General features: G+C 61.2%; 18 protein-coding genes. 5 read left to right on the top strand and 13 right to left on the bottom strand.

Annotated elements, in window-relative coordinates; all coding sequences use genetic code 11:
* Positions 1-136: 136 nt before the first annotated feature.
* Both NTD87_RS16780 and NTD87_RS16775 read left to right on the top strand, forming a co-directional pair.
* Entirely contained in the window at positions 137-1534 is a 1398-nt protein-coding gene (locus NTD87_RS16780; protein ID WP_262115151.1) for an MFS transporter, read from the top strand.
* A gap of 9 nt (positions 1535-1543) precedes the next feature.
* Positions 1544-2062, top strand: a complete 519-nt coding sequence (locus tag NTD87_RS16775; protein ID WP_071553156.1) for a single-stranded DNA-binding protein — start codon at positions 1544-1546, stop codon at positions 2060-2062.
* A gap of 81 nt (positions 2063-2143) precedes the next feature.
* On the opposite strand, the gene NTD87_RS16770 is transcribed toward NTD87_RS16775, so the two are convergent.
* The 8 genes from NTD87_RS16770 to NTD87_RS16735 all read right to left on the bottom strand — a co-directional run bounded on the left by NTD87_RS16770 (position 2144) and on the right by NTD87_RS16735 (position 8090).
* Entirely contained in the window at positions 2144-3301 is a 1158-nt protein-coding gene (locus tag NTD87_RS16770; protein WP_262115148.1) for a glutathionylspermidine synthase family protein, read from the bottom strand.
* A gap of 12 nt (positions 3302-3313) precedes the next feature.
* Positions 3314-4042, bottom strand: a complete 729-nt coding sequence (locus tag NTD87_RS16765; RefSeq protein ID WP_262115147.1) for a DUF1190 domain-containing protein — start codon at positions 4040-4042, stop codon at positions 3314-3316.
* Positions 4043-4061: 19 nt separating this feature from the next.
* The gene (locus tag NTD87_RS16760; RefSeq protein WP_262115145.1) at positions 4062-4490 is read right to left on the bottom strand and encodes a DUF350 domain-containing protein; all 429 of its coding nucleotides are present in this window, start codon (positions 4488-4490) and stop codon (positions 4062-4064) included.
* Positions 4491-4503: 13 nt separating this feature from the next.
* Positions 4504-5154, bottom strand: a complete 651-nt coding sequence (locus tag NTD87_RS16755; RefSeq protein WP_262115143.1) for a YjfK family protein — start codon at positions 5152-5154, stop codon at positions 4504-4506.
* 12 nt (positions 5155-5166) lie between these two features.
* Positions 5167-5751, bottom strand: coding sequence for a rhomboid family intramembrane serine protease (locus NTD87_RS16750; RefSeq protein ID WP_262115141.1), 585 nt, complete (start codon positions 5749-5751; stop codon positions 5167-5169).
* Between the two features lie 223 nt (positions 5752-5974).
* Complete coding sequence (locus NTD87_RS16745) at positions 5975-6676, bottom strand: PspA/IM30 family protein (RefSeq protein WP_262115140.1); 702 nt, start codon at positions 6674-6676, stop codon at positions 5975-5977.
* A 19-nt stretch (positions 6677-6695) separates the two neighbouring features.
* The gene (locus NTD87_RS16740; protein WP_262115139.1) at positions 6696-7373 is read right to left on the bottom strand and encodes a YjfI family protein; all 678 of its coding nucleotides are present in this window, start codon (positions 7371-7373) and stop codon (positions 6696-6698) included.
* 162 nt (positions 7374-7535) lie between these two features.
* Positions 7536-8090: a cysteine hydrolase family protein gene (locus NTD87_RS16735; protein ID WP_262115138.1), complete on the bottom strand. Its 555-nt coding sequence runs from the start codon at positions 8088-8090 to the stop codon at positions 7536-7538.
* A 98-nt stretch (positions 8091-8188) separates the two neighbouring features.
* Between NTD87_RS16735 and NTD87_RS16730 the strand changes: the two genes are divergently transcribed.
* Positions 8189-9178, top strand: coding sequence for a GlxA family transcriptional regulator (locus tag NTD87_RS16730; protein WP_262115137.1), 990 nt, complete (start codon positions 8189-8191; stop codon positions 9176-9178).
* Positions 9179-9281: 103 nt separating this feature from the next.
* On the opposite strand, the gene NTD87_RS16725 is transcribed toward NTD87_RS16730, so the two are convergent.
* Positions 9282-13625, bottom strand: a complete 4344-nt coding sequence (locus NTD87_RS16725) for a DEAD/DEAH box helicase (RefSeq protein ID WP_262115135.1) — start codon at positions 13623-13625, stop codon at positions 9282-9284.
* A 309-nt stretch (positions 13626-13934) separates the two neighbouring features.
* On the opposite strand from NTD87_RS16725, the gene NTD87_RS16720 reads away from it, so the two are divergent.
* Positions 13935-14819, top strand: coding sequence for an NAD(P)-dependent oxidoreductase (locus NTD87_RS16720; RefSeq protein ID WP_262115134.1), 885 nt, complete (start codon positions 13935-13937; stop codon positions 14817-14819).
* Positions 14812-15741, top strand: a complete 930-nt coding sequence (locus tag NTD87_RS16715; RefSeq protein WP_262115132.1) for an NAD-dependent epimerase/dehydratase family protein — start codon at positions 14812-14814, stop codon at positions 15739-15741. Before NTD87_RS16720 ends, NTD87_RS16715 begins: the two co-directional genes overlap by 8 nt.
* A 169-nt stretch (positions 15742-15910) precedes the next feature.
* On the opposite strand, the gene NTD87_RS16710 is transcribed toward NTD87_RS16715, so the two are convergent.
* The 4 genes from NTD87_RS16710 to NTD87_RS16695 all read right to left on the bottom strand — a co-directional run bounded on the left by NTD87_RS16710 (position 15911) and on the right by NTD87_RS16695 (position 19367).
* Positions 15911-16609 carry an OmpW/AlkL family protein gene (locus tag NTD87_RS16710; RefSeq protein WP_262115131.1) on the bottom strand — a complete coding sequence of 233 codons (699 nt, stop codon included), beginning with the start codon at positions 16607-16609 and terminating at the stop codon, positions 15911-15913.
* 250 nt (positions 16610-16859) lie between these two features.
* On the bottom strand, positions 16860-17378 hold the full coding sequence (locus NTD87_RS16705) for a DUF3299 domain-containing protein (protein WP_262115129.1): 519 nt from the start codon (positions 17376-17378) through the stop codon (positions 16860-16862).
* A gap of 11 nt (positions 17379-17389) precedes the next feature.
* Entirely contained in the window at positions 17390-18655 is a 1266-nt protein-coding gene (locus NTD87_RS16700; RefSeq protein WP_262115128.1) for an ABC transporter permease, read from the bottom strand.
* 1 nt (position 18656) lies between these two features.
* Positions 18657-19367 (bottom strand): ABC transporter ATP-binding protein, encoded by a 711-nt coding sequence (locus NTD87_RS16695; protein ID WP_262115126.1) that lies wholly within the window; start codon positions 19365-19367, stop codon positions 18657-18659.
* Between the last annotated feature and the right edge of the window lie 13 nt (positions 19368-19380).

Below are 19380 nucleotides of genomic sequence, written 5' to 3'. Positions count from 1 at the left end.
GATGCACACTATCAAATGACGCTGGCTGAACGGCACCTGACAAGTGCGCGAAGCAGACTCGCGACAAAGCGTCGCCCTATACCCCGTCAACCGATGGGACTGGTAGAATCGCCGCCGGTTCACATGAGGTAATTCCATGCACGATCCCCACAGCGAACGCATGAGTGGTGGCGAGACCCGCGCAGCAAGCGGCCTGGCCCTGGTGTTCGCCTTCCGTATGCTTGGCATGTTTATGGTGTTGCCGGTATTGGCGACCTATGGAATGGATCTCGCAGGAGCGACCCCGGCCCTCATCGGTCTGGCGATTGGCGCGTATGGCCTGACGCAGGCGGTTTTTCAGATTCCGTTCGGGATCATTTCCGACCGCATCGGTCGCCGCCCGGTGATTTACCTGGGGCTGATCGTCTTCGCCCTCGGTAGCCTGCTGGCGGCCAATGCTGATTCGATCTGGGGCGTGATCGCCGGACGAGTCCTGCAAGGCGCTGGGGCGATTTCTGCGGCGGTCATGGCTTTGCTGTCGGACCTGACCCGCGAACAGCACCGCACCAAAGCCATGGCGATGATCGGCATGACCATCGGTCTGTCGTTCGCCGTGGCCATGGTGGTCGGGCCGTTGCTGACCCGTGTCTTCGGTCTGTCCGGGCTGTTCCTCGCCACTGGCGGCATGGCGCTGTTTGGCATCGTGATCGTGATGTTCATGGTGCCGCGCTCCACCGGGCCGTTGCAGCACCGCGAGTCCGGCGTTGCCCGTCAGGCACTGATTCCGACGCTCAAGCACCCGGACCTGCTGCGCCTGGACCTGGGCATTTTCGTGTTGCACGCGATGCTGATGTCGAGCTTCGTCGCCTTGCCGCTGGCGCTGGTCGAGAAAGCCGGGCTGCCCAAAGAGCAGCACTGGTGGGTGTACCTGACCGCGCTGCTGATTTCTTTCTTCGCCATGATCCCGTTCATTATCTACGGCGAGAAGAAACGCAAAATGAAACGAGTTTTACTCGGCGCGGTCAGTACGCTGATGCTCACTGAGCTATTCTTCTGGCAGTTCGGCGACAGCTTGCGGGCTCTGGTGATAGGTACGGTGGTGTTCTTCACCGCGTTCAATCTGCTGGAAGCTTCATTGCCGTCGCTGATCAGCAAGGTTTCACCGGCAGGCGGCAAAGGCACGGCGATGGGGGTTTACTCCACCAGTCAGTTCCTTGGTTCGGCAGTGGGCGGGATCATGGGTGGCTGGATGTTCCAGCACGGCGGTCTCTCAGCGGTGTTCATCGGATGTGCCGCGCTGGCTGCCCTCTGGTTGGCCTTTGCTGTTACCATGCGTGAACCTCCCTATGTGACGAGCCTGCGCTTGCCGTTATCGCCTGAAGCGATCCGCGAGGCTGGTCTGGTCGAGCGCCTGCTGGCCGTCGTTGGGGTAACAGATGCAGTGGTGGTTGCTGATGAAGCGGCCATTTACATCAAATTGGACACCGAACTATTGGATCGCACGACCCTCGAGAGCCTGGTCAACAACCCGGCCCCGACAGCGTGCGAAGCCTAGGAGAACGTTATGGCCCGTGGGGTTAACAAAGTCATATTGGTCGGCACTTGCGGCCAGGATCCCGAAGTTCGCTACTTGCCTAACGGTAACGCCGTGACCAACCTGAGTCTGGCGACCAGCGAACAATGGACCGACAAGCAAACCGGTCAGAAAGTCGAAAAGACCGAATGGCACCGTGTATCGATGTTCGGCAAGGTTGCGGAAATCGCCGGCGAATACCTGCGTAAAGGTTCGCAGGTCTACATCGAAGGCAAGCTGCAGACCCGCGAATGGGAAAAAGACGGTATCAAGCGTTACACCACTGAAATCGTGGTCGACATGCAAGGCACCATGCAACTGCTGGGCGGCCGTCCGCAGGGCGACCAACAAGGCCAGGGCGGCATGTCCAACTCGGCACCGCGTCCACAGCAGTCCCGCCCACAGCCTTCGCAGCAGCCGCAGCGTGAATCGCGTCCAGCGCCACAGCAGCAGGCCGCTCCGCAACCGGCTCCGGATTTCGACAGCTTTGATGACGATATTCCGTTCTGATCATCAGATCCGCCGGATATAGACAAAAGGCCCGTAGCTCACGCTGCGGGCCTTTTTCTTTGGGCGTTTTTCGGGTGTCGTTCAGTCGAGTATCAGGTGCGGCAGAAAGCGGCTTGAGTTTTTGGTGATCAAGCTGTTGTCCTCGCGCACGCCGATGCCGGCGGCCTGATCGCCGATCACCCAGGAGCCGATCAGCGTGTAGCTGTCGCCGAACTGCGGCAGCGGGGCGAACTCCTGAAGGATGAACGGCGCATCGGTGTAGGGCCCGTCTTCCTTCACGACCAGACCATCCGGGGTATGCAGCTCGATGTTGGCGCCTTCGCGGGAGAAGAACGGCTTGCGCACCCAGCCTTTAGGCACCGCTTTGCCAGGCTCGGTGTCCAGGTGGGTGGCGAGCAGGTTCGGGTGCCCTTTGTGGAACTCCCACAGCAGGGGAAGGATGCCTTTGTTCGAGATGATCGATTTCCAGGCCGGCTCGAAAAACTGCGTGTCACTTGCGGCGATGGCTTCACCAAACGGTTCGTGGAAAATGAATTCCCAGGCGTGCAGTTTGAACAGGTGAGGAATCCAGCGTTCTTCGAGATCGACGAACCGTCCTTCACTGTTGAGGCCGATGTCTTCGATATCGATGTGGCGTGACTCGATCCCGACTTTTTCCGCGATCAGGCGCAAGTAGTCGGTGGTGCCCTTGTCTTCGACCGACTGTCTCATCGAGGCGAAGTAGAAAGGTTGTTTGATCTGCAGTTGCGCAAAGGCCTGGTGCAGCTTGGTGTCGATGCTGTTGAACTGGTCGGCATGGCTGGGCAGCAAACCGCGCTCGATACATTGTTCCAGCCAGCCCCACTGAAACGCCGCCGCCTCGTACAGGCTGGTGGGCGTGTCGTAGTTGAGTTCCAGCAATTTGGCGGGGCCGGTGCCGTTGTAGGAGAAGTCCAGGCGACCGTAAAGGTGCGGATGGCCTTCGCGCCATGAAGTACGAACCATGTCGTAGAAGGGCGCCGGAATGCTCAGGCGTTCCAGCAGTTCTTCGCTCTGCACCACCCGATCGACCAGGTCCATGCACATCTCATGGAGCTCGGTGGTGGGGTCTTCGAGATCATTTTCGATCTGCTTGAGCGTGAATTGGTAATACGCGCGCTCGTCCCAGTAGGGTTCGTCGTCGATGGTGTGAAACATAAAGCCGAGGTTTTCGGCTGTCTGCTTCCAGTCGTGACGTTCCTTGCAGAGAATTTTCTTCATTGCGCTCGCTCCTTAGCTGCTCGACCGAGCGAAACTGCTTGAACCACCCCAGCCGCTGCGTGCGCTGGCCTGGCTGCCAAAACCGCCTCGGGACGTGGAAGACGCCACCGAGATGGGCTTGCTGCTGCTCGACTTGAACGTGGAGCTGCTGTAGCCCTTGCCGTATTTCGCCTGGTCCGATTTGGTGAAGCTCGATCCCGTGGCGATGCGCTGGCTGAGCGTCGAGGATGAGAACGCGCCGCGTGAGTCGCGGTAGCGGTAAACCGGTTCGGAGGAGTAGCTGCCCCGGTTGCTGTTCAGCATATTGCTGATCAGCATGCCGGCCAGAAGACCGTTTACCATTCCTCCTGAGCCGCCAGAGTTCGCTGCGGAGGCGGGCAGTTGTGCATTGGCAGCGTCCAGTTGGGTCTGTGTGACCTGGCCATTGGCTGCCAGCTCGAAACCGCCGAGCTTTGGAATGAACTTGCCGGTGGAGTCCTGCTGGCACCAGTCGGCGACAAAGTCCGCGTCGCAGTCGGCCTGGCTGTCGTACAGCGGCGCGAGGCGACGGTGTTCGGCGATGGCGGTCATGTAGGCTTCGGAGCAGACATTCACCGGAAACTTTTGATCTACGCACTGCTGCACGGATTGAAAGTTGAACTTTTGATTCAGTGTGTAGGTTTTTTCTGTCGGCCCGCAGCCGGATATCGCCATGGCGACCGACGCCGCCAGGGACAGTTGGACGTACTTGCTTCGTTTCATCATTGCCTCCGTGGCGCGATCAGTTTTGCGAAGGGGTCATGCACGCGGCATTGAGCAGGCCAACGCTGATGGCGACGGCAGCGACATAAATGGCCGCAGCGATTTCACCGTTACGGATACGTTCGGAGGTGCCTTTGAGCACCAGGCTGGTCATCAGGAACGCCAGCAGTTGAACCACCGCGGCAATCAGTGCCCACACTGCGAAATCCAGCAGGCTGACCGAGTAGGCAATCACGTTGCTCGCCGGGATCGCGAAACCGATGATGGCGCCGGCCAGGGCAATGGCGGCAGCGATGTTACCGCTGCGGATCAGTTCGAACTCTTTGTGCGGTGTGATGCGGGTGTAGACGAACTGAAAAATCGCGAACAGCAGGGCGGCACCGATGATGTACGAAACAAAGCCCAGGACGGCGGCTTTGTTCAGCGAGACGGAGAGTGCTTCTAGCATGGGTTTATCCTTTTCAGATCGTATTCAGGTCGGTGCTGTACAGCGAGATGCCCAGTGAAGTGCTCAAGCTGATGCTGCCTTCGGCGTCTTCTTCGACCGAGAACAGCAGGAATTCGCGTCGGTCGGTCAGACCGGTCTCGCGGGCGTAGAGCATCGAACGATGTTCGACGACGTAGGACTGATCCGGATTGCTGACCTGCTCACTGAAGGCCACCAATTCGGTCTGCCCGGCCTCGGTACCCCATTCTCGGGCGTATTCGACACCGTCCTGGGTGTAGGTCGGCAGGCCGATCAGGCTGTTCGGCCCCGCGAGCCTGCGCAGTTCGGCTTCACTGTTGAGGGTGATGTAGCTTTGGTAGTTGAACAGGATCACGGACTCGACCTGACCGTCGATGGCGCCGGTGGTGTGGACCTGTAGCCAGTAGTCTTCGTCGTCCATGTAGTAGCGCGACAGCCAGGTCGACTGGCCGAGGTCGACGGTGCCGACGCTCCAGATCTGCTGGGTGCCGGGAATGACGACGCTGGTTTTTTCGTCGAGCAACAGCTTGAGGGTGGCGTCGAACATCAGCGCTTTTCCCTGCCCGAGCCCGAGAGGGCCGGCAACCGGTGCAGTTTCCTTGGGGGGCGGGGCCTCAAGGCCCATCAACTGTTTAAACCATCCCATTGGCGATTTCCTTCAGGCGGTTGGAGGCGATTTAGAAGAGTTCGCCGCCCTGGACGCGGGTGGCGCAGAGCGAAGTAGCCGGGCGGCAATAAAACCGGCGAATGCGCCGCCAATGTGCCCTTCAACTGAAACGCCCTGGCGTGGAATGAAGCCGAAAATCAGACCTCCATAGAGGAGGGCGACAATGCCCGCGATCAGCACGTTGCTCCAGCTGCGGTGGAACCAGGCGCGTCCCAGGAGGTACGCCCAGAGGCCAAAGACCCAGGCGCTGGCGCCCACATGAACGCCCTTGAAACCGAACAGCCAGACCAGCGAGCCGCCGAGCAGAATGATGATTGCGCTGACCGCCGCAAAGCGCTTGACGCCCTCGGCGATCACTAGGGTTCCCAGCACCAGGAACGGCACTAGATTGGCGATCAGATGTGCCGTGGATACGTGCAGAAACGGTGAAGCCACAATCCCGACGAGGCCGTGGGCGGTTCGGGGTACCAGGCCGAACATTGTCAGGCTGTAGCCGGTCAACATGTTCAGCAGGTGTATCGCGATCATCAATATGGCCAGGCCTGCGATGATCTTGAAGCCGGTTACCCTGTCCATCCTTGTCCTCGAATCGGCAAAAAGAAGGGCACGCCGGTAATGCCGATCAGTTAAGCGAAATCCATGTGGGAGCGAGCCTGCTCGCGATAGCGGTGGGTCAGTCAACGTTGATGTTGAATGTGATGCCGTCATCGCGAGCAGGCTCGCTCCCACAGGTTTGTGCCTTAACTGATCGGCATTAGGCACACCGGTGCCCTTCTTCTTGAGTGCGTGCGTAAGCCGGTTACTCGGCCGATTGCTTTTTCAGACGATCCAGAATCGCGTTTGCGCTGCCCTGGTCCGGGGTAATACCGGCTTCGCGCAGCTTGCGCTCCAGGTCGTTACCGGTGGACGCGTCCGCCAGCTCGTCACTCGCTTCCAGCTCGGCAGCCCGTTGTTCCTGCTTGGCTTGCAGACGGTTCAAGGTACTGACCGCGGTTTCCAGCTTGCCGTTGGCGCCACCGCTGGCAATAGAGGCGCTGACCTGCGCTTTCTGTACGCTTTCACGGGCCTTGGCCATGTCCACTTGCTGGCGCAGGCTCTTGATGCGGCTTTCGGCCTTGGTGATGTCCTTGCGCATTTTGTCGGCGTAGGCGCCGAACTCGGTGGTTTGCTTCTGTTCGGCGTCGAGTTCGTTGGTCAGGGTCGAAATGGCTTCGGCCACTTCCAGTGCCAGGTCTTCACGGTTGGCCTGGATCGCGGCCATCGCCTTGGATTCCAGGTCCTTGATCTTGGCGTTGTACTGCGCCACGCGATCGGTCGAGAGTTTGTGCTTGGCCATGATGGTGACCAGCTCGCGTTTGGCGTTTGCCAGGGCGTTGTCGGCGTCGCGGATTTCCTGGTCGAGGATGCGCAGGGCCTGTTGGTCGGCGATGGCTTCGCCGACTTCGTTGGCGCCGCCGCGCAGGGCGGTGAACAACTTGCTCCAGATCGATTGGTTTTGCATGCGTCGGTACTCCCGGAAATTAGTTGAAGAAGCCTTCGAAGGCTTCGCTGGCGCGCTGAACGTTGTCGACGAGGGTTTTGATTTCGGTCACGACGTTGGTCAGGCTGGACTCGGAACTGAGTGCACCGAACATGTTGTAGACGGTCTGCCCGTTGGGCATGGACTCGATACCGATCGACGACAGCGGGAACATTTCCCGGCTGCGCAGCACGGCATCGTTGAAGCGCTGCACATCCTTGATGGATTCGAGATCGACCAGCACGGTGTCGACGATGATTTGTTCGCCGACGACGGCGATGTAAATCGGCAGCCCGCCAAACTCGTTCATTTCCAGCTTGATGCTTTGCTCGCAGCCTTGAATCAGTGTCAGGGTGATTTCATCCGATGCCACTTCATCGAGGGCCTGCAGGGCGCTGAAGAGGCGATCGATGTTCCAGTTGTTACCTGCGCTCATGTAATCCTCCAACATGAATGAGCCAGCCAGGATCGGCTGGCGTAGCTGTTTCTCCATTTGCTTGAGCAGGCTTCGGTTTTCGGGAAGCACCCAAGTTTCATGTTTCACATAGCCGGCGGCGCTAAGTCCTCCGCGCATCTGCTTCATGTAGAAGCTTGATGGTTTTTTCGCGGAAGGTTTCGAGCGCTCTCTCTGGCTGCTCGCGGGTTCGGTGTCTGACGCTGATAGAGAGCGACGCTTCATAACTCTGGCTCCGCTTTTTTGTATCACGCGTGAGAACGCTACAGATAAAGACCTGCGCTCTCAATGTCTCACGTGTGAGAATTTATTACGGTGGACTGTCATCACGAAAAAGGCCCGCAGTGCGTCAGCGCTGCGGGCCTTTGGTGTTTGATGGGGTCAGGTTCAGTGGCTGGCCGCCAGGAAGTCAACGGTGGACACCACCGTTGCGTAGGCAAAGCTCAAGGCCGACATGAAGGCGGCGTGTACCTGGGCGGCCGGAACCACAACACCGTTGAACTCCAGGTCAAGGGTGGCGCAGGCGTCGTGGATCACCGTGACGCCGTAGCCAAGGTCGGCCGCGGCACGCGCGACGCCGTCGATGCACATGTGGCTCATGCTGCCGACGATCACCAGATTTTTGATGCCGTGCTGGTCGAGGAGTGCTTGCAATTCGGTTTCACGGAACGCGTTGACGAAGTGTTTGAGCACCACCGGCTCGTTGCTGCGGTTGAGGACTTTGCGGTGCAACTTCGCGCCCTCAGAACCCGGCGTGAAGAACGGCGCGGTGTCAGAGGTGAATTCGTGGCGGATATGCACCACCTGATCGCCCGCATCTCGGAAGGCCTGGATCATCCGCGCCGCGTTGTCGGCAGCTGCATCGGCGCCGACCAACGGCCATTTGCCTTGGGGGAAGTAGTCATTCTGGATATCGACTACGATGAGTGCTTGCTTGGCCATGGGTGTTTCCTCGGTTCGGTGTGTGTGGAACGAAGTATTGGGTTTCGCCGGCCGTTCGAGGATTGGCCGCACCGACAATAGAAGGGGGAAAACTGACAATGGGCATAGAGCGCGCAGTCGCCGAGTTAGGCGTGCTGATCTATCCCGGCGCGCAGATGGCGGCGGTCCATGGTTTGACGGATTTGTTCGGTGTCGCGAATCGCATCGCCGCCGAGCATCAGAGCACGCAGCTGCCGTTGTTGCGGATCAGCCACTGGCAGGCGGCTGCCGAGCACGCGCCCCAACGCATTTACGACAGCCATCCCGCTCCCGACGGCGCACTGATGGCGCTGTTGATCCCGCCCTCGATTGGCGGTTTTTCCGAAGGCCAGGCGCCGCCAGCGTTGATCCAGTGGATTCGCCAGCAACACGCGGCCGGCGCAACCCTCGGCGGGGTCTGCGTGGGTTCTATTCTGTTGGCCGAAAGCGGTCTGCTCGACGGTCGTAGCGCCACGACGCATTGGACCTCGGCGAAAAAGTTCGCCGAGCGTTACCCGAAGATCACACTCAACGCCGACAAGCCCATCGTCGACGATGGTGACCTGATCACCACGGCCGGGTTGATGGCCTGGTCGGAGCTGGGGCTGCGTCTGGTCGACCGTTTGCTCGGCCCGAGCATCGCAACAAGTACCGCGCGCTTTTTGGTGGTCGAGCACAGCGACAGCGCAAGCGAATGCGGCAGTAACTTCGCGCCGATCCTGAGCCATGGCGATGCGGCGATTCTCAAGGTTCAGCACTGGCTACAGGCCAACGGCGCGGTGGAGGTGTCACTGAGTGTGATGTCCCGGCAGGCGGGGCTGGAGGAGCGCACGTTCCTGCGGCGTTTTCGAGCGGCGACCGGTTTGAAACCGACCGAGTACTGCCAACACCTGCGGGTCGGCAAGGCCCGGGAAATGCTCGAATTCACCAACGGCACCATCGACCACATCGCCTGGAATGTCGGGTATTCGGACCCGAGTGCGTTTCGCGCCACGTTCAAGAAAATCACCGGCCTGGCACCGAGTGATTACCGCGCTCGGTTTGGAGTGACGGCGCCTGCGCGGGTGTAAGTCGCGCGGAACGTGTAAGAGCTGTCAAAGGCTGCGATCTTGGCGGTATATAGGACGTCGACGAAGTAGCTCAAGATCAAAAGATCGCAGGCTTCGCCAGCTCCTACGCGGTCGGTGGGGTGAGGCGGTATTGGGTCAATTTCTTGTGCAGTTCGGCGCTGTCGTGTTGATCCAGTTCCAACCAGAAATGCTGCGAGCCGGCGATCTCGGCGGCGGCCGGCAGGCCATCGCGGTACACCAGTCGGTTACTGGCGAGGGCCGGGACTTTGTGCCCTGGCAGCAGGGTGCCGGCGAGGTTCAGTGGGTCGACGCCGCAGACACCGATCAGGCTGCCGTCATGAGGGCGGCGGCGCACGTCGCGCAGCAACGGGATCGCTTCGGGCAAGGCGAATTGCTCGCCCGCCAGACCACTGACAAAACGTCCGCCGCGAATTTCCCCGCGAGCCTCCAGTCTATGAAAAGTGCGCAGCAGTTCGCGCCAGCTTGGCAGCCAGTCGGCCTCGCGTTCCAGCAAACGCCAGAACACCACGCCATAGCGCCTGAGCAAGGTCCGGGCGATGTGTTCCAGGGTGTCGCTCGGGGTGCCACGGTTATCCACAACCGGCGGCGTCGACTGACGGCGCAACAAGGCCCAACGTCCGGCATCGTCCATCCCGCCGACAAACGCCCCACGACCGCGGCGACTGCTGCGCGCCTGGCGTTTGCTCGCTGGCGTAATCAACGCGCGCAGGCCGGCGAAGCTGTCGGCGTTCACCAGCCCGGCGCCGACCAGCTCCTGCAAAGCGATCTCCAGTTCACTGCGCAGCAGATGGGCTTCGTGCAGCAGCTCATCGAAAAACAGCGCGCCGTGTTGGCTCAGCGCTTGATGGACTTTCTGGGTTTTGGGCGACAGTTCACTGACGTCCGGCTGCTCGGTCAGGTTGCTCCAGAGCGCCACCTGTGTACGCGGCAGCAACACAATCGGCGTGCTACGCAGCGCGATGCTAGCGGCCTTGTTGCGGGCGGTCAGCCGGGTCCAGACCAGCTTGCCGCTGCGGCACAGCTCATCCAGCCACGTCGATGAGTATCCCTTGAGTCGCGCCGGCAGAATGTCGCTGTCCCAGGCGGAAGCCGCCGCCGGGTAGCCTTCGAACTGACTGACAATCGCCGGCAATACCGCGCTGCCCTGGCCTTGTGTCGCCGGGGACAGATGCTGCCAGTCAAACAGAAAACGCATGAAGTCCTGCAACGCCACCGGCTCGATTTCCCGCCGCAGGCGTTTGACCGTGTAGCGATGAATGCGCGCCAGCAAATGCCGCTCGCACCATTCTTCTTGCGTGGCCGAAGGGCTGAAGCGCCCCCGCATTACATAACCTTCGCGCTCCAGTTGTGCCAGGGCTTGAGTGACGTGAGCCATCGAAAGCCCCAGCGGTTCGGCAATCGCCTGAATCGGCAGCGGACCAAATGCGCTGAGACGCGCGCGGATCAGTTCGACCACCGCTTCATCGACCTCCCAGGCTTCGTCGAAACCCGGCAAGGCCTGCAACGGCGGTTGCAACGGGGCCTGTGGATAGATTGCTTGCAGGCAGGTCAGCCGTTCCAGCGCCAGCCATAACGCGTGATCCGCGTTGATCTGCAAACGGCTGGCGCGACCACCGTCGGCCAAAATGTTCAGCCAACCTGACCACTGCGGATTGGCCTGTGCCTCGGCGTCGCTGATCGCGGTCATGCTCATCAGCGCTTCATGCATTTCATCGGCGTTGGTTGGCAGCGGCCAGGCCTCTTCGCGTACCGATTGAATGGCCTCGGCATCCAGTGCGCCGAGGTCATCGGTCGATTGCGGCTCGCTCCAGCGTCGGTTGAGCACCGCTTGCGTGCGGCGTTCTTCCAGCGGTGCGTCGTCGAGAAAGGTGTAGGGCCGGGCGCTGAGAATTTCCGCCGCCAGTGGCGAAGGCGCCGGCAGGTCGCGGCTGATCAAGCGCACTTCACCGCGTTCCATGCGCCGCAACAGTGCCAGCCAGCCGTCGCAGTCCATGGCTTCGTGCAGACAATCGTCGAGGGTTTGTTCGACCAGCGGGTGGTCGGGGATTTCGCGCTCGCCAGCGAGGTTTTCCAGGCAGGCGATCTGGTCGGGAAACACGCTGGCGATCAGGTCTTCGCTTTTCATCCGCTGGATCTGCGGCGGCACTTTGCGCCCGCCGCTGTAACGCGGCAGCGCCAGTGCGACACCGGCATTCCAGCGCCAGCGCACGCCAAATAACGGCGCGTCGAGCACGGCTTGAATCAGGATCTGTTCGGCGCTGTTGCTGTGCAAATAACGCCAGACCTCGTCCAGCTCGAAACTGTGGCTGGTGGACAGCGACAAGACGATCGCGTCTTCGCTGGCGGCGGCCTGCAATTCGAAGTTGAAGGTGCGGCAGAAGCGCTTGCGCAGGGCCAGGCCCCAGGCGCGGTTGATGCGGCTACCGAACGGCGTGTGGATGATCAACTGCGTGCCGCCGGATTCGTCGAAAAACCGCTCCATCAGCAGCGTGTCCTGAGACGGCAGGGCGCCGAGGGTCAACCGGGCACGGGCGAGGTACTCCACCAATTGTTCGGCGCTGGCGAGGTTCAGGCCGAGGGTCTCGGTCAGCCAGTCGAGGCTGGGTTGCACATCGCCGGGTGTGGCGCTCAGCAGTTCATCAAGGTGCGCGTGCAGGCGCGCCACGGCGACCGACAGCTCGGCACTGCGCCCCGGTGCTTCGCCGAGCCAGAACGGAATCGTCGGCGGTTGGCCCTGAGCGTCCTCGACCCGGATTTTGCCGGTTTCGACCCGCAGGATCCGGTACGAGGTATTGCCCAACTGAAAGACATCGCCTGCGATGCTTTCCACCGCGAAGTCTTCATTGACGCTGCCGATGTTCAGCCCTTGGGGCTCCAGCAACACAGCGTAATCGGCGTTATCCGGAATCGTCCCGCCGCTGGTCACCGCTGTCAGCTTGGCGCCTCGGCGGCCACGCAAGGTGCGTGTGACGGCGTCGCGGTGCAGGTAGGCGCTGCGGACGCCTTGGCGGCCGTTGTAGCCCTCGGCGAGCATCTGCAACAGCGCTTGATAGTGTGTGTCGTCGAGTCCGGCGTAGGGCGATGCACGGCGCAGTGTTTCGAGCAGCGCCTGCTCCTGCCATTCCTGGCAACTGACCTCGGCGATGATTTGCTGCGCCAATACGTCCAGCGGTGCGGTGGGGATCAGCAAGGTGTCGAGCTCGCCCCGGCGCACGCAATCGAGCAGGGCGGCGCATTCGATCAGGTCGTCGCGGGTGGTGGCGAACAAACGGCCCTTGGGCGTGCCGCCAACCTGGTGCCCGGAACGTCCGACCCGTTGCAGAAACCCGGCAATCGAGCGCGGCGAGGCGATCTGGCAGACCAGGTCGACGTCGCCGATGTCGATGCCCAGTTCCAGTGACGCGGTGGCGATCAATACTTGCAGCTCGCCACGCTTGAGCCGTTGCTCGGCATTGAGGCGAAACTCCTTGGCCAGGCTGCCGTGGTGCGCAGCGACTGCGTCTTTGCCGAGGCGCTCGCTGAGGTGGCGGCTCAAGCGCTCGGCCAGGCGTCGGGTGTTGACGAAAATCAGTGTGGTCCGGTGTTCACGCGCCAGTGTGGCGATACGGTCGTAGACCAGCTCCCAGACATCGTTGGCCATCACCGCCGACAACGGCACCGGCGGCACTTCGATGCCCAGGTCCCGTGGGCGGGCGTGGCCGATATCGACGATCTCGCACGGGCGGCCGGTGCCCACCAGAAAGCGCGAAACCGCTTCGATGGGTTTTTGCGTGGCGGACAGACCGATGCGTATCAGCGGTTCGCCGCCTGCCTTACTTAAGGTCAGCGCCTGCAAGCGCTCCAGGCTCAGGGCCAGGTGGCTGCCGCGTTTGCTGCCGGCGATGGCGTGGATTTCGTCGACGATCACCGTGCGGGTGCTGGCGAGCATGCGCCGGCCAGAATCGGAGCCGAGCAACACGTACAGTGACTCCGGGGTGGTGACCAGGATGTGCGGCGCGCTTTTGCGCATCGCCGAACGGTCCTTTTGCGGCGTGTCGCCGGTGCGCACGGCGGTGTTGATCTGTAATTCGGGAAAGCCCAGGCGCTGCAGTTGCTCGGTGATACCGGCCAGCGGGGTTTGCAGGTTGATCTGGATGTCGTTGGACAGCGCCTTGAGGGGCGAGACGTAAACCACCAGGGTTTCGTCGGGTAACTCGCCCCCTTGGGCCAGGCCTTGATGGACCAGGTCATCAATGACCGCAAGAAACGCCGTGAGGGTTTTGCCAGAGCCGGTCGGCGCGGCGACCAGTGTCGAGCGGCGCTGGCGGATCAACGGCCACGCGCCGGCTTGCGCGGCGGTGACCGCTGGGAAGGTGCTGTTGAACCAGGCGCTGACGGCAGGGTGAAAGCCGCTCAGGACGCTGTCCGCGGATTCGGGGAGATTCATGGGGTAATTTATGCGGCTGGGTGCCTGAAGATGCAAGTACCGCTCAAGACCTTCATCGCCTGTCAGGGTCTCATCGCGAGCAGGCTCGCTCCCACAGTGGGTCTACGGTGCGATGAAGATCCCATGTGGGAGCGAGCCTGCTCGCGAAGGGGCCGGTCGCCGCAGCACAAATCCAGGGGATCTACACTTTACGGGTGACGGTTGCGCTTTAAACCCGCAAAATGCAACGATTCTGGCAAATCTCAACGGCAAAGCCTGCGGGCTGTGTCGATAAACCATCGTTCCAAACAGACTGGGCCTGCTGACTCTATGCGAATGCGCCTTATGTTACTGGGTGGCGGAAATGCCCTTGGGCAGGCGCTGATTCGCCTCGGTGCAGAGGAAGACATCGGTTTCCTCGCCCCCCGTCCACCGCAAGACGGCTGGGACGCCGCGAGCCTGACACAACTGCTCGACGACACGCGCCCCGACGCGCTGATCAATCTCGCCTACTACTTTGACTGGTTTCAGGCCGAGAGCGTGGCCGAGGCGCGTCTGGCCTCACAGGAGCGGGCGGTCGAGCGGCTGGCCGAACTGTGCCAGCATCACAACATTGTTCTCGTGCAGCCTTCCAGCTATCGGGTGTTCGATGGCTCACGGGCGACGGCCTACAGCGAAAAAGACGAACCCGTGCCGCTGGGCCTGCGTGGCCAGGCCTTGTGGCGTATCGAGCAAAGCGTGCGCGCCACCTGCCCGCAACACGTGATGCTGCGTTTTGGCTGGTTGCTCGATGACAGCGTCGACGGCACCCTCGGGCGTTTCCTCGCGCGGGCCGAACAACCTGAAGAACTGCTGATGGCCGACGACCGGCGTGGCAACCCGACGCCAGTAGACGATGCCGCGCGGGTGATCATTTCGGTGCTCAAGCAGCTCGATTGCGCCGCGCCACTGTGGGGCACTTACCACTACGCCGGGCATGAGGCGACCACGCCGCTGGCGTTGGGGCAGGCTATCCTCACCGAAGCCCGCAATCTGCACGCGCTGGCCATCGAAGCACCGACCGCGCAGGCCCACGCCGCGAGTCCGGATGCTGGCGAAGAACCGCAGCACGCGGTACTGGCCTGCAAGAAAATTCTGCACACCTTCGGGATCAAGCCGCGCGCCTGGCGCGCAGCGCTCCCGGGCTTACTGGATAGGTTTTATCGTCATGGCTGATGGCCCTGTTTTGATCACCGGCGGTGCCGGTTTCATTGGTTCGCACCTTGCTGACGCCTTGCTCGCCAAGGGGCATTCGGTGCGCATCCTCGACGACCTGTCCACCGGTAAGCGCAGCAACCTGCCGCTGGACAACCCACTGATCGAATTGATCGAAGGTGATGTGGCCGATGCTGCACTGGTGGCGCAGGTGATGATCGGTTGCAGCGCCGTGGCGCATTTGGCTGCCGTGGCTTCGGTCCAGGCATCGGTGGATGATCCGGTGCGCACTCACCAGAGCAATTTCATCGGCACCTTGAACGTCTGTGAAGCGATGCGTAAGGCTGGGGTCAAGCGTGTGCTGTTTGCTTCAAGCGCAGCGGTCTACGGCAATAACGGTGAAGGCGAATCAATCGACGAAGAGACCATCAAGGCCCCGCTCACGCCGTACGCCTCAGACAAGCTGGCAGGTGAGTTCTACCTCGATTTCTACCGTCGTCAGCACGGGATCGAACCGGCGATTTTCCGCTTCTTCAACATCTTCGGCCCGCGCCAGGATCCGTCATCGCCGTACTCCGGGGTGATCAGCATTTTCAGCGAACGTGCGCAGAAAGGCCTGCCGATCACCGTGTTCGGTGACGGCGAGCAGACCCGCGATTTCGTTTATGTCGAAGACCTGGTGGACCTGCTGGTGCAGGCCATCGAAGCGCCGACACTTGAAGTGGGTGCGGTCAATGTCGGCTGGAACCAGGCGACGACCCTCAAGCAAATGCTCCAGGCTTTGGGCGAAGTGGTCGGGAAGTTGCCACCGATCAGCTACGCCCCGGCGCGCTCCGGCGACATCCGCCATTCGCGGGCGAACAATCAGCGCCTGTTGCAGCGCTTCACCTTCCCCGAGCAGACGCCGATGAGCGTCGGGCTGGCGCGACTGTTGGGCCGTTGAGTTTTTCGTCGCCATGAAAGCTTAGCTAAACCCATGTGGGAGCGAGCCTGCTCGCGATGGCGGTGTGTCAGTCAACATCGATGTTGAATGTCACTCCGTCATCGCGAGCAGGCTCGCTCCCACAGGTTCTGGTATTGGCCTCAAGAGGGCCCTTCGCGTGTACTCAGGTTTAGAACTTGTAACCCAGGCCCACCATGTAGACGAACGGGTCAACATCCACGTTGACCCTGGCCCGAGTACCCGGCGCCACGGCGTCGTTTTCCACGGTCGCACGGGTGTTGATGTCGATGTAGCGCATCTGGGCGTTGAGCATGATGTTGTCGGTGATCATGTAGTCGGCACCGACCTGGAACGCCATACCCCAAGAGTTTTTTGCCTTGAAGTTGCTGAAGCCGTTGGCTTGCGCTTCGTTACTGAGCTTTTCGTCGTAGATCCAGGTGTAGTTGATACCGGCACCAACGTAGGGTTGGAAGGCTGACTTGTGATCAAGCGGGTAGTACACCAGGCTCAGGGTTGGCGGCAGGTGTTTGAGGGTGCCGAGCTTACCGTTGGCTGCGCCCAGAGAGGTGCCTTTGAGGTTCACGTCGTGCTCGAACGGCGAGGCGGCGAGCAGCTCGATGCCGATATTGTTGGTGAACATGTACGCGAAGTTCAGGCCCAGCTGCGTGTCGCTGTTCATGGTGGCCTTGCCACCCAGGTTGGTGCCGGCCAATGGGCCTTGATCGACCTTGACGCTGGAGCTGTCGGCTTTCGGGTTGACGGTGATTACACCGGCCCGAACGATGATGTCACCGGCTTCATGGGCCTGGGCGAACGGGGCTGCAAGCGCGAATGCAATGAGGGAAGCGCTAAGCAATGACTTGTGCATGGGGGCTCCAAAGGACGATTCAAATTCTCTATGTCCAATGGTACGAAGCGTCAGGAATGGCGCTTTTGACTCAGCTCAATGAAAGTGTGATAGCCCTGATTGTTGCGGAGCTTTCGAGTGCCCCATCGCGAGCAGGCTCGCTCCCACATTTGATCGGCGGTGTGCATGTAATTTGTGTATCAACACAAATCCACTGTGGGAGCGAGCCTGCTCGCGATGGCTATCTATCAGTCACACATGACGACCGGACTCACTCCGGCAATTCGTACACGTAGATATTGTCTGCATCCATCTGATACCCGGCATCCGCCAATTCACTGCTCGACGCCTTGACCTGCAGCGCACCTTCGATCCAGTACGGCTGATACAACTCGTCGAGCTTCACCCCGACCTCGCTTTTGACGTGGACGATCTGGTTCGACGGCGGCGGTGGCACGTGGATGCACGCGCCAAAGTACGGCACCAGCAAGAAGTCGGTGGTGCGGCCTTCCTCGCTGACTTCCAGCGGCACGATGTACCCCGGCAGGCGGATGTTCTTGCCATCGAGGCTTTTCACTACCGGCGCATTGGGCATGTCTTGCTTGGCCGCTGGAGCGGCCTCGGCGGACAGCGTGCTGCTCATCTGCGACAGGTCGTGCAGCGGTTTCATGTTCGGCACTTCTGGCGGAGCGTCCGGCGGGATCATTTCCGCCCAGGTCAGGTCTTTCGGCGCGGCCGCCCACAGGGGCAGGGCGACCAGCATCAACAGCGCAGGCAAAGCGCGGAGCATTTTGAATGTCCTCATAAACGGATCGACAGACCATCGGCCAATGATTGGCGATAGGCGCGCCAGGCCGGCACGCTGCCCATCAGCAACGCGGCAAGCAGAATGCCACCGAGTAGCGTCCATTCATACTCGCTTGGCCAGGCCAGCGGTAGGTACAAGCCGTAGGTCGATTGCACGTAACCCTGGGCTGCGGCGATGCAGACATACAGCAGCGCCAGACCCGCCACGACTCCGGACAGCGCCAACGCGAAGGCTTCCAGCACCAGCAGCGTCGCGATGTGCCATGGCCGGGCGCCGACCGAACGCAGGATCGCCATCTCGCGGCGGCGTTCGTTGAGGCTGGTGAGAATGGCCGTGAGCATGCCGATCAACCCGGTCAACACCACAAACAGCGAGACCACGAACAGGGCTTTTTCGGCAGTGCCCATCAAGCTCCAGAGTTCCTGCAAGGCTACACCCGGCAGGATCGCCAGCATTGGCTCGCCACGGAATTCATTGATCTCGCGTTGTACGGCGAAGGTCGCGACCTTGTTGTTGAGGCCGAGCATGAACGCGGTGATGGCTTGCGGCGTGAGGTCCATGTTGCGCGCCTGGTCGGCGCTGATCCGGGCGTTGCCCTGAGCCGGCACACCGTTGTGCCAGTCGATGTGGATCGCTTCCATGCCGCCGAGGCTGATGTGCAGCGTGCGGTCGACCGGGGTTCCGGTGCGTTTCAGAATACCGACCACGGTGAACGGTTTGTCATCGTGCTTGACCAGGCTGATCACTGCCACGCCGTGGGCCAGCACCAGTTTGTCGCCGAGTTTGTAATGCAGCGCATCGGCCACTTCGGCACCCAGCACCACTTCGAACGGGTCGGTGGCAAACGCCCGGCCGCTGGCCAGTTGCAGGCTTTGCTGATGGCCGTACTGGTAATGCTCGAAGTAGGCGTCGGTGGTGCCCATCACGCGATAACCACGATGGGAATCACCGAGGGAAATCGGGATCGCCCATTTCACTTTCGGGTTGTTGGCGAAGTGCTCGAAGCTGTCCCAGCGGATGTTGTTGGTGGCGTTGCCGATGCGAAATACCGAGTACAGCAGCAGGTTCACCGAGCCTGAGCGCGCACCGACGATCAGGTCGGTGCCGCTGATGGTGCTGGCGAAACTGGCCTTGGCTTCGGTGCGAACCCGTTCCACGGCCAACAGCAGGCAGACCGACAGGGCGATGGCGAACGCGGTGAGGATCGCGGTGAAGCGACGGTTAGCCAGGCTGGCCATGGCTAGACGAAACAAATACATCTCAGACCTCTGCGGGCGTGGCGGCGCGATTGAGTTCGGCCAGCGACAGGTGACGATCGAACAGCGGTGCCAGGCTCTGGTCGTGGCTGACGAACAACAGGCTGGAACCGGCTTCGCGGCACTCGGCGAACAACAAGCGGATAAACGCCTCGCGGGCGTCGTAGTCGAGGGCCGAGGTCGGTTCGTCGGCGATCACCAGTTCCGGCTGACCGATCAGCGCGCGGGCGGCGGCGACCCGTTGCTGTTGGCCGATGGACAGCGAGTCGGCGCGGCGGCTCAGCATGTTTTCATCCGTGAGCCCCAGGTGTGCGAGGAGGGTCGCGGCGGCCTGATCGACACTGCCGTGGCGCTGAATCGCTCGGCTGGCGCGTAGTTTGGAAAAGTGACACGGCAGCTCGACGTTCTCGCGCACCGAGAGAAACGGCAGCAGGTTGAACTGCTGGAAGATGTAGCCGGTGTGGTCGACCCGAAATCGATCGCGGGCGCCGGCCGACAGTTCGGTCAGTTCCTGGCCGAGCAGGCGAATGCTTCCGCGATTGGGTTTCTGCACGCCACCGAGCAGGCCGAGCAGGGTGGTCTTGCCACTGCCGCTGGGGCCTTTGAGAAACAGCGTTTCACCGGGTTCCAGGCGAAACGCCGGGATATCCAGCAATTGCGGATGACCGGGCCAGCTGAAGCCCAGGTCTGACAGTTCGATGAGTGCTTGGGTCATGGCGCCGATTTCA

It is taken from the genome of Pseudomonas sp. 6D_7.1_Bac1 (genome assembly GCF_025465945.1).
Taxonomy (GTDB): Bacteria; Pseudomonadota; Gammaproteobacteria; order Pseudomonadales; family Pseudomonadaceae; genus Aquipseudomonas.
Note: the sequence above shows the minus strand (reverse complement) of the source record. Positions and strands in the feature narration are given on the sequence as shown.

Coding starts and splice junctions, on each gene's coding strand:
- NTD87_RS16700 (WP_262115128.1), bottom strand. CDS start 18,655: ATGTATTTGTTTCGTCTAGCCATGGCCAGCCTGGCTAACCGTCGCTTC.
- NTD87_RS16750 (WP_262115141.1), bottom strand. CDS start 5,751: ATGGACAGGGTAACCGGCTTCAAGATCATCGCAGGCCTGGCCATATTG.
- NTD87_RS16715 (WP_262115132.1), top strand. CDS start 14,812: ATGGCTGATGGCCCTGTTTTGATCACCGGCGGTGCCGGTTTCATTGGT.
- NTD87_RS16760 (WP_262115145.1), bottom strand. CDS start 4,490: ATGCTAGAAGCACTCTCCGTCTCGCTGAACAAAGCCGCCGTCCTGGGC.
- NTD87_RS16720 (WP_262115134.1), top strand. CDS start 13,935: ATGCGAATGCGCCTTATGTTACTGGGTGGCGGAAATGCCCTTGGGCAG.
- NTD87_RS16775 (WP_071553156.1), top strand. CDS start 1,544: ATGGCCCGTGGGGTTAACAAAGTCATATTGGTCGGCACTTGCGGCCAG.
- NTD87_RS16755 (WP_262115143.1), bottom strand. CDS start 5,154: ATGGGATGGTTTAAACAGTTGATGGGCCTTGAGGCCCCGCCCCCCAAG.
- NTD87_RS16710 (WP_262115131.1), bottom strand. CDS start 16,609: ATGCACAAGTCATTGCTTAGCGCTTCCCTCATTGCATTCGCGCTTGCA.
- NTD87_RS16725 (WP_262115135.1), bottom strand. CDS start 13,625: ATGAATCTCCCCGAATCCGCGGACAGCGTCCTGAGCGGCTTTCACCCT.
- NTD87_RS16740 (WP_262115139.1), bottom strand. CDS start 7,373: ATGAAGCGTCGCTCTCTATCAGCGTCAGACACCGAACCCGCGAGCAGC.
- NTD87_RS16745 (WP_262115140.1), bottom strand. CDS start 6,676: ATGCAAAACCAATCGATCTGGAGCAAGTTGTTCACCGCCCTGCGCGGC.
- NTD87_RS16695 (WP_262115126.1), bottom strand. CDS start 19,367: ATGACCCAAGCACTCATCGAACTGTCAGACCTGGGCTTCAGCTGGCCC.
- NTD87_RS16765 (WP_262115147.1), bottom strand. CDS start 4,042: ATGAAACGAAGCAAGTACGTCCAACTGTCCCTGGCGGCGTCGGTCGCC.
- NTD87_RS16730 (WP_262115137.1), top strand. CDS start 8,189: ATGGGCATAGAGCGCGCAGTCGCCGAGTTAGGCGTGCTGATCTATCCC.
- NTD87_RS16735 (WP_262115138.1), bottom strand. CDS start 8,090: ATGGCCAAGCAAGCACTCATCGTAGTCGATATCCAGAATGACTACTTC.
- NTD87_RS16705 (WP_262115129.1), bottom strand. CDS start 17,378: ATGCTCCGCGCTTTGCCTGCGCTGTTGATGCTGGTCGCCCTGCCCCTG.
- NTD87_RS16770 (WP_262115148.1), bottom strand. CDS start 3,301: ATGAAGAAAATTCTCTGCAAGGAACGTCACGACTGGAAGCAGACAGCC.
- NTD87_RS16780 (WP_262115151.1), top strand. CDS start 137: ATGCACGATCCCCACAGCGAACGCATGAGTGGTGGCGAGACCCGCGCA.